This window comes from Nocardia sp. CA-107356, from assembly GCF_050946365.1.
Lineage (GTDB): Bacteria > Actinomycetota > Actinomycetes > Mycobacteriales > Mycobacteriaceae > Nocardia.
On the sequence record NZ_CP191992.1, the window covers coordinates 6,752,740 to 6,766,035 of the forward strand.

The following is a 13,296-nucleotide window of genomic DNA, read 5'->3' on the forward strand; positions in this document are numbered from 1 at the left end:
CGGTGTCGATGAGTGCCGGCGGAAATGTCGTGTGATCGGCGATTGTGCTGACCGGTCGGCGCGCCCGCGCTGACCCGGGACAGGCCCCGGATCCAGCGTACCGAGCAACCCGCGCGTGCCCGGTTCATAGCGGCGGCAGATGGGCCACGTGCACCATCTCCTCGCCACGGCTGCGGGAGACCAGCACGCCACGGCCAGGGGGGAGCTTGCTCGGCCGGACATCGCCGAACAGCTTGCCCTCGTCCCGCGGACCACTCATGATCAGCGCGTCCACCGACAGGTTCTTCAAGCCGCCCAGGATCGGATCGTACAGCGCGCGGGACACGCCGCCGGTGCGCCGAGTCACGATCATGTGCACGCCGACATCGCGTGCCTGCGGCAGGAATTCGATCAGCGGAGTCAATGGATTGCCCGTGCTGCTGGTTGCAACCATGTCATAGTCGTCGACGACGATGTAAAGTTCCGGCCCGGTCCACCAACTGCGCTCGCGTAGTTGCTGCGGGGTGATGTCGGAGTCCGGGATACGTTCGCCCAGATAGGCGGCCACCTGCTGGACCATCGGCCCGCAGGTCTGCGACGAGCTCGAGTACCCGGCGAGATGCTCGCCCTCGATCATGCCCAGCATGGTGCGGCGATAGTCGATCAGGACGACCCGGGCCTCATCCGAGGTCGACTGCTCGACAATGCCCATGACGATGTTGCGCAGCAGCGTTGTCTTTCCGCATTCCACATCGGCGAAAGCCATGAAGTGCGGATCGGTCGCGAAATCCAGTACCAGCGGCTGCAATTCGGATTCCCCGAGCCCGATCACGATCTTGGTGGGCCCGAGCTCGATGTTCGCGGACCGAGCAGCGTCGAGGACCTCCGTACGGCTGATCCGCAACGGCAGCATCCGCACCTCGGGTGCGCGACGATCGGGATACAACTGCTCGAGCCCCTGCCGGGATGCGGCCACCCCTTCGGCGAGAGTATTCGGATCCGTGCCGGAGTCCAGTCGCGGCAGCGCGATCAGCATGTGCAACTCCTGCGGGGTGATGCCGCGACCCGGCCTACCCTGCGGCACTTGGTGCGCGGTGCGACGGCCCATCTCCGAATCGGAGGGGTCGCCCAGGCGCAGCTCCAGCTTGGTGCCGATCTGATCCTTGACCGCGGGACGGATCTCGGCCCACCGCGACGCGGCGATCACCAGATGCACGCCATACGAGAGCCCTTGTGCCGCAATGGCATTGATCTGCGGCTCAAGGGTCTCGAACTCCTCGCGGACGACCGCCCAGCCGTCGATCACCAGAAACACGTCGCCGAAAAGGTCCTCGGCCAGAGGATCGGCGCCAGGCGCTGGGGACGAAGCGAACTTGCGACGCCGAAACTCGGCCATCGACTCGATACCGAGGGCCGCGAAGCGTTCCTCGCGCTGCCGCAACAGCGTGGTCAGCTCGGCGATGGTGCGCCGCACCCGATCGACGTCGAGGCGTCCGGCGACCGAGCCGACGTGTGGCACTCCGGCCAGGCCCGCCATGCTGCCGCCACCGAAATCCAAGCAGTAGAACTGCACCTGTTCCGGCGTGTGGGTTGCGGCCGCCGCCACGATGATGGTGCGCAGCGTCGTAGACTTGCCCGATTGCGGACCGCCCACGACGGCGACGTTGCCCTGCGCGCCGGCGAGATTGATAGTGAGCACGTCCCGGCGCTGCTGGTACGGCTTGTCGATGACGCCGATGGGCATCCACAGCTGGCCGTGCCTGTTCACCTGTGAGCGCCAATCTGCCTCTGGCAGTAGCATATCCACGCTCGGCGACTCGTCCAGCGGCGGCAGCCACACCTCGTGCGCGGGCCTGCCGTGCTCGCTGAGGCGGCGTACGACCACGTCCAGCAGAGTGGCCGGCACGCGGTCCTCGGCGCCCGGCACCGCACCGACGGCCGAGGGCGGCGGTTGCGGCAGCGGATTCGACGGTGGCGGAGGCAGTTCCAGCGGATCTTCGGCCGCCGCGACCTCCTCGGACTCGGATAGCTCAACGGGCGCGGCGGTGAACAGAACCGGGCGCTGCCGTGCCGCCGAACCACCGTTCTCCGTCACGATGCTGCCGACCGGCGACTCGTAGGGCCCCGACACGTAGCTTGCGTTGAACCGCAACGGATCCGACGCGTCATTCTTCAGGTAGCCCGAGCCGGGCACACTCGGCAGGTGGTAGGCATCGGTGATACCGAGCACCGCACGCGATTCGTTGGCTGAGAAGGTGCGCAGGCCGATCCGGTAGGACAGGTGCGACTCGAGACCGCGCAGCTTGTTCTCCTCCAGGCGCTGCGAAGCCAGCAGCAGGTGCACGTGCAGCGACCGGCCCAGGCGGCCGATCATCACGAACAGCTCCGCGAAATCCGGCTTCTGCGACAACAACTCGGAGAACTCGTCGACCACGATGAACAACGCGGGCAGCGGATCCAGCGGCACGCCCGCGGCACGAGCCTTCTCGTAATCGGTGACATTGGCGTAATTACCCGCCGAACGCAACAGCTCCTGACGGCGATTCATCTCACCCGCGAGCGCGTCCTTCATGCGGTCGACCAGCGAGAGTTCCTCCTCCAGATTGGTGATCACCGCGGACACATGCGGCAGCGTGTCCAAGCCGAGGAAGGTCGCACCACCCTTGAAATCGACCAGCACCAGGTTCAGCGCATCGGGCGAGTGCGATGTCACCAGCGAAAGCACCAGGGTGCGAAGGAATTCCGACTTACCCGAACCGGTGGCGCCGATGCACAGACCATGCGGGCCCATGCCGTTCTCGGCCGACTCCTTGATATCGATCTCCACCGGCGTGCCGTCCGGTGTGATGCCGATCGGGACGCGCAGCCGCTCCCGCGCGGTGCGCGGCCGCCAGACCTTGATCGGATCGATCTGCGCCGCATCGGGAATGTTCAACAGCGCCATCAGCCCCGGATCTGTCGAAGCCCCATCGCCGAGGCTCACCATCTGCGCGGCCGTAGCCAGCCGGAACCGGGCCAGCGCTCGCCCGAATGCCTCGGCCTCGGCGACACTGACCTGATCGAGAGTGGCGAACTTCTCCACGCCCGCAGCGCTTTTCGCGGAGACCCCGCCATCGGCAGCGACCAACTGCAGGCCGCGGCGAGCGGCCAGACCCGTCTCCGGCGCGGTGAGGTCCAGCACTGTCACCGAATCCAGCCCGGACTCGCTGACCAGCCGCTCGCTACCATTGACGTAGCCGTCATCGATGATCACGACCAGGTGCAGCCGGCCCTGCGTCGGCTGCGGATTGCGCACAAAGCGGCCACGCTCCAGCAGTTCCGCCGACAGCGCGCTCTCCAGTTCGCCCAGCGACGTGTAAATCATGCGGGCCGAACCCATCCCGTCGCGCTGAGTCGGATGCTGCAGATGCGGAATCCATTTCGCCCACGCCCACTGCGGCGCGTCCGGATCCGCGCAGACGATCGCGACGGCCAGGTAGTCGGGGCCGTGGAAGGTGACCATCTCCATCACCATGGCGCGCGCCAGCATCCGCGAATCCTCGCTGGAGCCGCCGATATTGATGGCCGGGAAAGCCCGCATCGACACCGCGGTCGGCAACTGGTGCACGACCGCGTGCGTGCGGGCGAAGCGCCGCAACGCCACCGTCGACACCGGATCCAGATCCTCCAGCGGACCGGTCTCCGGGCGCGCCAGCTTCGTCGCCAGCCGATGGCTGCCGACACCCACCCGCACATGCCCGAAGTCGGGGTCGTTGGGCCGGCGCTCCCACATCCGACGGCTGCCGATCAGCGAGGCCAGGTCGACGGGGTCGGGATGACTCCAGAGCAGCGCGCTCAGCTGCTGGTTACCGGTGCGGCGGACGTCCTTGCGGAGCTGGTCCAGATAGCGGTAGTAGTCCTTGCGCTCCTCGTTGAGTTCGACCGCCCGCTTACCCGTACCGCCGCGGAAGCCGGCCATCATGCCGACCATCGACATGAGCATCATCATCGGGAACATCAGCATGAACGGGTTCTGCAACAGGCTGCGGCCCATCATGGCCATCATGGCCATCATGCCGACGACCGCGATCACCATGACGACCGGCATCAACTTCGTCAACAGTGGCGCCGGCACATTGCGCGACACCTCAGGCGGGGCCGCCAGCATCACCTCGCCGCCGGGCGCCCGCGGCGGCGCGACACGGGGGCGACGGACGAAACCTTCGGTAACCATGATTCAGCGCTCCAGATCCGAACTACCGCAGAAGAACTCGACGTGACCGACGACCGGACCAAGGCCGAACTCGCCGATTTGCTCGGTACGGTCGATCAGCACATTCGATCGATCGCCGAGGCACAGCGGCAGCGCGTCGAACGCACCGCCACCGCACGGCAAAGCCAGGTGCGCATCACTGTCAATGCCGACTGTGTCGTCACCGAAACCCACTTCGGCGACGACATGGACGATTCGGGTCACGAAATCGCCGACTCCGTCACCGGGCCAGCCCGGAGGTGTCCCGTAGATCCCAGGACCGAACCTGCTACGACGACGTCAGGCCCTGGCCCTCCGCCGTTCTCGACGACCGAGCCGGCGACCGCTCAGCAATTCGACGTCGGAGGTCCTGATCGACGACAGCCGAGATGCCCGCAACCCGTACATTTGCTGTGGATCACCGGCAATCACATACCGGACCTCAACGGTGGCCACGAAACATACCTCCCTTGTGCGAATCCTGTTGGTTCACAGCCCTTCTTCTCATTCCGGCGGAGTCCGCTACCGGTCGGGCTACTGTCGGAGTGTAGGAAGATCAGCACGGCACGCACGTGAACCACAGCGCCACATGGGGAGAATATTCGCGCCAAGATGAGTTGCCGGTGCGCAACGCCCCGAGCGCCCCAGCAAGTGGATTCGACGCGTACCGGCGCGGGTGACACGCACAGCTCGGCGTCGAATCGCCACTGCCCACCTTCAGCCTGGACGAGGTCGGCGACTTCCGAGTCAGGGCCCCCGCTATCCGGAAGCGTCCGCAACTCGGCATCTCGATGCGGGAAGCCGTTCAACCCGTCTTGGGGGTGTCAGGCAGTGCCCGTGTGGCGGTTCCCGCGGCGCGGGGTTGGGACTTCGTCTCGACCGGGCACAGTGATGCGTCCTCGGAACAGTGGTTTCCGGGGCACCGAATGCCATCGGCGAACACCCTGCCCGACAAGGAAACCCGGACACAACGGTACGTCGCCGGTGGCCAAGGTTTCCCTCCGAGGCAGCAAAACACCTTGTCTACATGGCAATTCAGACGAAATGTGGGGAAACCGTTGTGGCGCAGCCGAACCCGCCACCGCCATCAGTGGTGCTCGCGCGACTGCTCCGGACGACCGGCGGTCTCTGCCGCACCGAGCACCGAGGGGGCGGCGTGGATCTTCCCATCGAGGTGGTCGCCCGCGTCACCGGCCAGGCTGGCACGCGGGAACCGTGACACGTCCCGCGACGCCACGCCGCCGCCCGATGCGGCCGGGCTGAACGGGACCGTGCTCGAGTCCGAGGCCGCGCCGTGTACGGGCACCGGCCGCGCCGTGACCTCCGTAGTCGGCTCGCGCTGCGAATACACCGGGGCCCGATAGGAAGTCCGCACCCGAGGGACGGCTCCGGGCATCGGCATCGACATCGCGCCCATCGGCAGGGCACCGGGCGAGGTATCCACCGTCGCCGACTGCCGGGCCGACTGCTCGGCCATCAACGCCTCGTCCGGAGCTATCCGCGGCGGCTGCGCCTGCTGCCACGACGTGGCCAGCGGTTCGGTGGCCGACTCGTAGCTGCGCATCACCCGCGAGGCCACCGCCTTCGCGAGATCGGCGTCCGTATCCGTCTGCGCAGCAACGGCTTTCAAGGGCGCTCCGAGCATGCCGCCGATCGATTCCAGCATCCGCTGCACCTGCTGAATGGATTCGAGGTCGGCGGTGTTCGGCATCGCCAGTCGCGCTACCTCGTAGGCGACCACCTGCGCCTGCATCCGCGCGGCATTCTGCGCCGCCGCGCCCGCGGCCTCCGCCAGCCAGTCCCGCAGCGTCGAAACTCGTTGGATAACAGCGTCACTGCTACCGGATTGCCAGGCACCGCGCAGCGCAGCGAGGATCTGCTCGTATTCGACGACCGCGGCGCCGAATCCGGTAGCCAGCCGCGCCCATGCGACCGCGGCCTCGGCCATCGGCACAGCGCCCGGCCCCCTGGTGAGGTCCTGCGCGAGCTTCTGCGGCTCGCGCGCTTCCCACACCACGCCCGTGAACCCCGACGGTGGCACCTCGATCATCTGCTGCGCAATACCTTTCAGGCAGAACCGTCGACCGAGCCCAGATCGGCGGCGTTGTGGGCCTCCATACGGCCGATCTGGTGCGCATTCAGCCGCAGCGTCGCCGCCAGCTTGCGCATCTCGTGCACGCTGGCCTGCGCGCCGGCCAGATAGGAAGTCGCGACGTCGTTCCCGGTCTGTGCCGCGCGGACCGATACCTCGTCGGCGCCGGCCGGTTCGACGGTCAGCGCGGGTTCGGCGGCCGACAGGTCGGCGGCCAGCCGATCGGCCAGCGCGTCCAATCCTGTGGCCGCCCTTCCGGTCGCGGCACTATCGAACTGCACGCCCTCGCTCATAGTGCGTCCTCCTTGTTGTAATCGGCACCCACGTCAGAGGGTGAACTCCTTGTCCGGTCCTGGGGCCGCCGTAACGTCGGTCGCGCCTACCACCGGCAGCGAGACCCTGTCGATCCTTCCGACGACCTCGTCGCCGTGCTCACCGGTCACGAGGTCGGCCCGCACCGCCTCGTCTCCGGACGCCGCTCCGCCCCGCGCCGCTCCGGCGCCGCCCAACGGCATGTACGGGCTACTGCCGCCGGGGCCGGTGGTCGACTTCTGGCTCGCACCACTTGACATCTCCGATCCGGCTGGGGCCGCCGCCGCACTGCCACCACCGGCGGCGCGGGTGCCCTGCCAAGGAGTCAGCGGCTGGGCGGGCCGCCCCGCAGCCACCCCGCCGCCGGCAGTCCCGACAGCACCGCCGCCGACCACGCGGCCACCAGCACCGCTGACGGCGACGGCGCCACCGGCTCCGCCATTCGCCACAGCATCCGGCTCTGCGACGGAGACCGCCGCCGACGTCGACGAATTCGACTTCGCCGGTTGGCCTATCGCCTGCGGTCCCATGCTCATCAGCGACGTCAGCATGCTCAACATCTGCGACACGTCCTGCGAGGACTTGACGCCGTCGGGGGCGCCGGTGACCGGGATCTTGACGCCGGTCTTCGCCATGTCGACGCTGTGCACCCCCAGCTCGCCCTTGGTCTTCGCCGTAATACCCAGGGCCTCGGTGATCGACTCGATCGTCTGCTGCACCAAGAACACCTGACCGACACCGCTGACGATGAACAGCGGCGCCATGGCCATCACAGCGGACTGCTTTGCCACCACACCGGCCAGCTGCGCAGAGCCGACGGCTACGCTAGCGGCGGCACCCAGCAGCGACTGCTGCTCACCCGCATTCTGGACTTCGAGGGCCGCCGAGTCAGCGCTCGCGGCCGCTGCCTTCCGGGCGACCTCCTCGGCGCCCTGTCCCTGCGACTGGGACATCAGCAGCGACAGCGCCGAGCTAGCCAGCGGCATCGCCGACTGCAGCACGCCGGACAGGTTCGACAGCATCTGGACCGGGTCCATCCCCGGCGGGAGTGGAGCCGCCGCGGGCTGACCGGCCGGGGCAGGATGTGCTTCGGGATTCCCCTGCGGCACAGTGCCTTCCGGCACGGGCGCCGGAGCCGGTGCGGCCTCTGGCGGCGGCGCAAACCGACCGGCGCCGAAGGCCGAGACGAGGTCCGTCAGCGGACGCATCAGCGCACCGAGGTCGATCACCGGCAGCGGCGGCAGGCCCGGCAATGGCGGGATTCCCTGCAGATCGGGCAGGCCGGGCAACCCCAGGCTCCGCAGGATGTGGTCCACCGGGTGGTCCAGCATGGGCGCCAGCGCACTGCCGCGCAACAACTCCAGCACGGCGGGATCCGGCAATCCCGCCTCCGGCGGCGGACTCGCGCCCGGCAGGCTCATGGCTGCGTGCCGACCGACCCGATGTCCACGCCGGACGCCGCATCGCAGGTCTCGTAAGTGGCAGCCGCCTGGTGCGAGGTCAATGCCGTACCCGCGTGCACCGCAGCCAGCTGTGCCACCGATGTCAGGTGGTTGGCCTGCGCGAATGCGTAGGCCAGTAGGAACTCCTGACCGATAAGGCCGAACACCGGCACGGCCGCCGCCATGGTCACGGCCTGATCGACCGATCCCGCCGCGGCGATATCGGCAGCCATCAGGGCCGACGTGTCGCCGTATCGGCGCAGCGCATCCGGCACTACCTGCACATGATTCATGACCCTCATCCAATCCCGAAACACCCCATGGTGTTTCGTTCGGCCATAGACCACCACGGTGCGCCCCGTCGATGGTGACCGGCGCCGGATCAGACGGACCCGGGGGTGGTCGGGACCGTCTGATCGGGCAACCGGATCAAAGTGTAGGAAGTTCGGCACGACGTACGCGTGAACCAGGGCGTCATCCAAGTGGGACATCCACGCCACACGCCGGCCCGCCCGGGCGTCACGCTCGGGGGCCACGACCGAAGGCGCCGGGCCGATGTCTTCCGGCTGGTTGACGTTGCCCAGGACGCACCAGGCTGACGGAGGTCAGGTGGTGATGGTGGCGATGGGTTCCAGGCCGTAGGTTCGGGTGTAGCCGTTCTCGGTGCCGACGAGGAGGTCGACGACCTCGAAATAGCGATCCCAGAACGGGGTTTCGCGCAGCGCGCGCTTCCCGGCCGTCGAGGATCAGGGTGCCGAGCGAGCGTATTCGGCGGGTGTCAGGCCGTAAGTCTTCTTGAAGGTCCGGATGAGGTGGCTGCTGTCCGAGAACTGCCAATAGGCTGCGATTTCGCCGATGCTCAGCCGGTTGGGTGACATGGTGAGAGCGAGCTTGGCCTCTTCGAGCCGCCGATGCCGGATGTAGGCGGTAGCCGACTCCCCCAGCGAGGCGAACGCCCGTTGCAGGGTACGGAGGGAGACATTGAGCTCACGCGCCAGCATCGCCGAAGAAAGGTCGGGATCAGCGAGTCGGCGGTCCGCGAGCTCCTTCGCCGCCTGGGTGAGCGCGGCAGCCAACTGGGGTTCCATGTCGTCGAACCGGCCCAGGACCACCGCCTTGACGAGCTCGACCAGGGCGTTTTGCGCGGCACGTTCACCTGCCTCGCTGAGGTCGGCCATCGTTTCGCGGACCATGTTCGCGTGGGCCACCAGCAACCGCATCTCGGCAGAGTCCGCCGGTCCGGTGATGATCCGGTTCCGGAGCAGCGGTTCGATGACGGACTGCGGCATGCCGAGAATGATCTTCGCCGTCGTGTGTGGCTGCGTGTCGAAATGCTTCGGTTGCCTGAGCTGCTGGAGCAGGAACTGCCCGGCCGACACGGAGTGCTCGCTGAGACCGGACCGGTCACCCCATGTCCAGGCACCGCGCGACACCACATACAACTGGATCGCCCCGTCGGCGCCGCCGTCGGCCGGGCGTCCCGTCCGGAGGGGCAATACGCTGTGCATGTCGATCATTGTCAAGTCACGCATCCGGGCAGCATGGGTCCTCACCCGGAAGTCGCCGACCGTGTCCGGGCTGAAGGTAGGCATCGGTTGGTCAGCGCCGAACCGCGCCCCCCAATCGCGGCTGTACGCGTCGAATCCACGCGTTGCCTCATCCGAGACCGTGAAGTCCACGAAAAGCGACGCGCTCGAACCCGTGTCGCGGCTCCCGGTTGTGGGCTGACCCAAGTCAGAGGTTGTCACGTTCGGCTACTACCTAACATCACAGGATTGATGTCGAATCCTAACCACACCGTGGCGCGGACGTCCCGTCTACGACGTTCCGACGTCCCAATCACGAAAAGTGGGCCGGAACCAGGCCGAGCGGGCCGCTGTCGCCGAGTTTCCATACGGATGGCGCTGTGGTTTCGGCCGCGCTCGTCACGCCCCGGCCTGCCGACTCACGGTGGGAGACCGATGAATCCGGTCGGCACCACCGCCGATCGAACGATATTCCCGCCACTACGCCCCATCGACCAGGAGCCGCAACGATGCCAGACAACCGGTGAACATCGACCTGTCCGGGGCGAAGTGATTCAAGTCCAGCCGTAGTGGATCAACGAAGGAATGCGTCGAGGCGGCCTTCCTCGGTGAGGGCATGGCCGGCGTCCGTGACTCGAAGACCCGGCCGGGGCGGCAGGCGGCCAGTTGCCGGCACCAACGGCGGACCGGAGACCATGTCCCTGCTCTCCCCGGATTCCGGATATCGATACTGCTCAGCGCCGCACGGCCCGGATCACGGTAGTCACCATCGGCAGATCGAACTCTCCTCGCGCCGTCCGGTCGTCGGAGGCCAGAAGTTCGTGCATCGCCTCGACCCTGTACCGGCGTTCCTCCGCCGCGGCCAGCAGCAGATGCGACTGGGTACACACCGAACGGACCAGGGTCTGCGCGGTGTGACGCTGCGGATTGGGGAAATACCGGCGCTCGAACGCGGTGAAGCCGGAATGGCCGGGAAGATCGACCGATGCGTCGGCCCACCGGCGACTCGCGGTCGTCGTCTCGGCCACACGGGAAAATTCAGCAACCCAGTCGACCGAATCGTCGTTATGGTTCCACAACGCGGTGACCACACCGGCCCGGTGAAGGACGCGGTGTATCTCCCACAGTGACTTGTCGAAGTCGAAGCAGTGCAGCGCTTGCCCGATGAATACCGCGTCGGCGCTGCCGTCCGGCAGCGGTATCCGTTCGGCTCGCCCGTCCAGAGTTCGGACGGGCGGGAACAGGCGCGCTGTTTCCGCTCGCATCCGTTCATCGGGTTCTACCGCGACGACCTGGGCACCGAACAGCAGTAGTCCGCCGGTCAGTTTTCCGGTGCCGGCGCCCAGATCCACGACCTGCGGCACCGACATGGCGACGGGATCCGAGCCGGGGTCGCATCCCTGTGGTGCTCCCGGCGATCCGGTCATCCCCCAGCAAATTGCCGCCGCCGGATAGGTCGGTCGGTATTGCACATATTCGCGCGCCGCGGCGCCGAATGAGCCGGCGCGCCATTCATGAATGCCTGAATCCGTCGAAGGGGAATCGAGTACCTCGTCGGCGCCTCGTACGCTGGTCGTCATAGCAGCTCCTGCCGGGGACAATCGAACTACAGTCGAAGCGTAAGAATTCAGGCGCCCACGCGCGTGAACCACCGTGCCATCGCGACAGAACATTCGCGCCACCAGGCGACCGCGCCCGCCGGCCGGGTCCGACTCAGCGCTATCTTTCGCTCGGGCACGGCTCATCGTGTTGTTCGGGCACGTCAGAAGTCGGTGAAGCCGATATTGAGTGAGGCCAGGAGGGTGGTGAGGGCTGTGTGCATGTCCTCGGCCTCGATCCGCATCAGCAGGGATTCGTCGGCGGCCGCCAGGTCGAGGGAATCGTCGTTGGCGAGGCGGAATTCGCGTTCCTCCTCGGCGGCTTCGACCACATTGCGGACGAAGCGGCCGTTACCGGCCAGGTCGACCCCGCGCCGTGGTGCTCCACTCTGGTCGGTGCTCTCCAGGCTGTACAGCTGCTCACACGCCCGCACCAGGATTTTCTGCGCGTCCTCCGACAACTCCGAATCCCGGGAGCCGGCGATCAGCGTGCCGATGCGGCCGAGTTCTTCCGGTGTGTACGAAGGGAATTGGATGCGCTTGGAGAATCGCGACGACAGACCGTCGTTGGCCTGCAGCAGCCGATCGATCTCCCCGTCGTACCCGGCGATGATCACCACCAGACGGTCGCGGTCGTTCTCCATCCGCGCCAGCAACGTATCGACAGCCTCACGACCGAACGCGTCACCACCCGAGAGCCCGGTCTGGATCAGCGTATAGGCCTCGTCGATGAACAGCACCCCGTCCATCGCGGTATCGATCAGCTTGTCGGTCTTGATCGCGGTGGAGCCCAGGTGCTGGCCGACGAAGTCACCGCGCTTGGCCTCCACCACCTTATCGGTCCGCAAAATCCCTACGCCGCAATAGATTTTCGCGACCACCCGGGCGATGGTCGTCTTGCCGGTACCGGGTGGGCCGGTGAACGCCAGATGCTGGCCGCGGGGAGCGGCGGAAAGGCCCTTCTCGGCGCGGATCTTCGCCAGCTGCGCGGTCGACTGCAGCTTGGCGACCTGGTTCTTCACTGCCCCCAAACCGATCTGACGCTCCAGCTCCGCCCGCGCCTCGGCCAGCACCTCCTTGGCCCGGCCCTCGGCCTCCGCTTGCTGCATCGACGCCATCGACGGCGCCGACGCCGGATCCCAGCGATCGGTACGCGCCTCGATCGACTCACTGCTGGTGACCGTGATCCGGTAACCCCGATCCCGCATCGCGGCGGTGTTGGCCGCGAAATCCGGTACCTGCGAATACACCTTCTCGAACAACGCCTGCGCCTCGTCCTGCCCGCCCGTCTCCCGCAGGCACAACCCCCGGCAGAACATCGCGGCAGTACGCGCCGCCGGAATCGGCCCCACCTCGGCCCGCGCCATCCGCCGCATCGCCTCACCGAACAACCCCAACTGCGCACACGCCGAACCCACCATCACATGCGCGCCGGTCGCGAGAAACGGATCATCCCAGTCCGCCGACCCCGCCAGCACCGCCATCACGTCCGGCCAGCGTTGCGTGTTGTAGTGCAGCACCCCCCGCACATACGCCGCAACATGCCTGTCCACCTCCCCGCCCGTTTGCGTCCCGAAACCCTTGTCCCCTAGACGATCCGGATCACCGAGCCGCGCCTTGCGGTGGGCCTCGAGTTCGTCGAGCACCCGCTCGGCCTCGTCGTACTCCTTCTCACCGATCAGATGCGCGGCCCACGCCAGCCAGATGTCCGCGTAACTCGACAGCGGATAGTCGACATACAACCCCAGCGGAAACCGGCCCGCCAGCACCCGCGGCGGCAGCCCGACCCGGCGCTGCTCGCGATACAGCGTGCCCGCACTGGTCTTGTGGAGATTGAACAACACCTCCTTGGTAACCTCGCCCGCCGCCGCCCGGCCCAGCCAGGCATCACACATCGTCGGATCCCACTCGGTCGCGCGCTGGAACGCCAGCCTCGCGTACTCCGGATCCGGCACCGACTCCTGCCCCTCGATAGGCAGACCCAGAGATAACGCTCCAGCGTCGAATGCGCGCTGCGCCTGACGGTTACCGCTCACGATTACATTTCCCATTCATCGGCCGATCACTGGTTGCCACACGACAATTCGAACTATCGAACTCGAACCGAATACCGACG

The 13,296-nt window shown here is 67.0% G+C and carries 10 protein-coding genes and 1 pseudogene; 1 reads left to right on the forward strand and 10 read right to left on the reverse strand.

Going from position 1 to position 13,296, the window contains the following annotated elements; all coding sequences use genetic code 11:
- Positions 1 to 124: 124 nt before the first annotated feature.
- The 8 genes from eccCa to ACQP1G_RS30460 form a co-directional block, all read right to left on the reverse strand.
- The gene (eccCa, locus tag ACQP1G_RS30425; protein ID WP_433193030.1) at positions 125 to 4,192 is read right to left on the reverse strand and encodes a type VII secretion protein EccCa; all 4,068 of its coding nucleotides are present in this window, start codon (positions 4,190 to 4,192) and stop codon (positions 125 to 127) included.
- A gap of 3 nt (positions 4,193 to 4,195) precedes the next feature.
- Positions 4,196 to 4,435: a hypothetical protein gene (locus ACQP1G_RS30430; protein WP_433193031.1), complete on the reverse strand. Its 240-nt coding sequence runs from the start codon at positions 4,433 to 4,435 to the stop codon at positions 4,196 to 4,198.
- Positions 4,436 to 5,297: 862 nt separating this feature from the next.
- Complete coding sequence (locus ACQP1G_RS30435) at positions 5,298 to 6,260, reverse strand: PPE domain-containing protein (RefSeq protein WP_433193032.1); 963 nt, start codon at positions 6,258 to 6,260, stop codon at positions 5,298 to 5,300.
- Between the two features lie 17 nt (positions 6,261 to 6,277).
- Positions 6,278 to 6,595, reverse strand: a complete 318-nt coding sequence (locus tag ACQP1G_RS30440) for a PE family protein (RefSeq protein ID WP_433193033.1) — start codon at positions 6,593 to 6,595, stop codon at positions 6,278 to 6,280.
- 33 nt (positions 6,596 to 6,628) lie between these two features.
- Positions 6,629 to 8,035, reverse strand: coding sequence for a hypothetical protein (locus ACQP1G_RS30445; protein WP_433193034.1), 1,407 nt, complete (start codon positions 8,033 to 8,035; stop codon positions 6,629 to 6,631).
- On the reverse strand, positions 8,032 to 8,349 hold the full coding sequence (locus tag ACQP1G_RS30450) for a type VII secretion target (RefSeq protein WP_433193035.1): 318 nt from the start codon (positions 8,347 to 8,349) through the stop codon (positions 8,032 to 8,034). Before ACQP1G_RS30450 ends, ACQP1G_RS30445 begins: the two co-directional genes overlap by 4 nt.
- 312 nt (positions 8,350 to 8,661) lie before the next feature.
- Positions 8,662 to 8,778: a darcynin family protein gene (locus ACQP1G_RS30455; RefSeq protein WP_433208949.1), complete on the reverse strand. Its 117-nt coding sequence runs from the start codon at positions 8,776 to 8,778 to the stop codon at positions 8,662 to 8,664.
- Between the two features lie 24 nt (positions 8,779 to 8,802).
- Entirely contained in the window at positions 8,803 to 9,735 is a 933-nt protein-coding gene (locus ACQP1G_RS30460) for a helix-turn-helix domain-containing protein (RefSeq protein ID WP_433193036.1), read from the reverse strand.
- A 412-nt stretch (positions 9,736 to 10,147) separates the two neighbouring features.
- On the opposite strand from ACQP1G_RS30460, the pseudogene ACQP1G_RS30465 reads away from it, so the two are divergent.
- Positions 10,148 to 10,345: pseudogene (locus ACQP1G_RS30465) on the forward strand (DUF397 domain-containing protein); the annotation flags it as partial.
- Here the strand turns inward: ACQP1G_RS30465 and ACQP1G_RS30470 are convergent.
- Positions 10,317 to 11,162 carry a class I SAM-dependent methyltransferase gene (locus ACQP1G_RS30470; protein WP_433193037.1) on the reverse strand — a complete coding sequence of 282 codons (846 nt, stop codon included), beginning with the start codon at positions 11,160 to 11,162 and terminating at the stop codon, positions 10,317 to 10,319. The pseudogene ACQP1G_RS30465 and the gene ACQP1G_RS30470 overlap by 29 nt on opposite strands.
- Before the next feature lie 182 nt (positions 11,163 to 11,344).
- Positions 11,345 to 13,216 (reverse strand): type VII secretion AAA-ATPase EccA, encoded by a 1,872-nt coding sequence (gene eccA, locus ACQP1G_RS30475; protein ID WP_433193038.1) that lies wholly within the window; start codon positions 13,214 to 13,216, stop codon positions 11,345 to 11,347.
- Positions 13,217 to 13,296 lie beyond the last annotated feature (80 nt).

Excerpts from the sequence above, each read along its gene's own strand:
- eccCa (WP_433193030.1), bottom strand. The coding sequence starts at position 4,192 with ATGGTTACCGAAGGTTTCGTCCGTCGCCCCCGTGTCGCGCCGCCGCGG.
- ACQP1G_RS30435 (WP_433193032.1), bottom strand. The coding sequence starts at position 6,260 with ATGATCGAGGTGCCACCGTCGGGGTTCACGGGCGTGGTGTGGGAAGCG.
- ACQP1G_RS30440 (WP_433193033.1), bottom strand. The coding sequence starts at position 6,595 with ATGAGCGAGGGCGTGCAGTTCGATAGTGCCGCGACCGGAAGGGCGGCC.
- ACQP1G_RS30445 (WP_433193034.1), bottom strand. The coding sequence starts at position 8,035 with ATGAGCCTGCCGGGCGCGAGTCCGCCGCCGGAGGCGGGATTGCCGGAT.
- ACQP1G_RS30450 (WP_433193035.1), bottom strand. The coding sequence starts at position 8,349 with ATGAATCATGTGCAGGTAGTGCCGGATGCGCTGCGCCGATACGGCGAC.
- ACQP1G_RS30470 (WP_433193037.1), bottom strand. The coding sequence starts at position 11,162 with ATGACGACCAGCGTACGAGGCGCCGACGAGGTACTCGATTCCCCTTCG.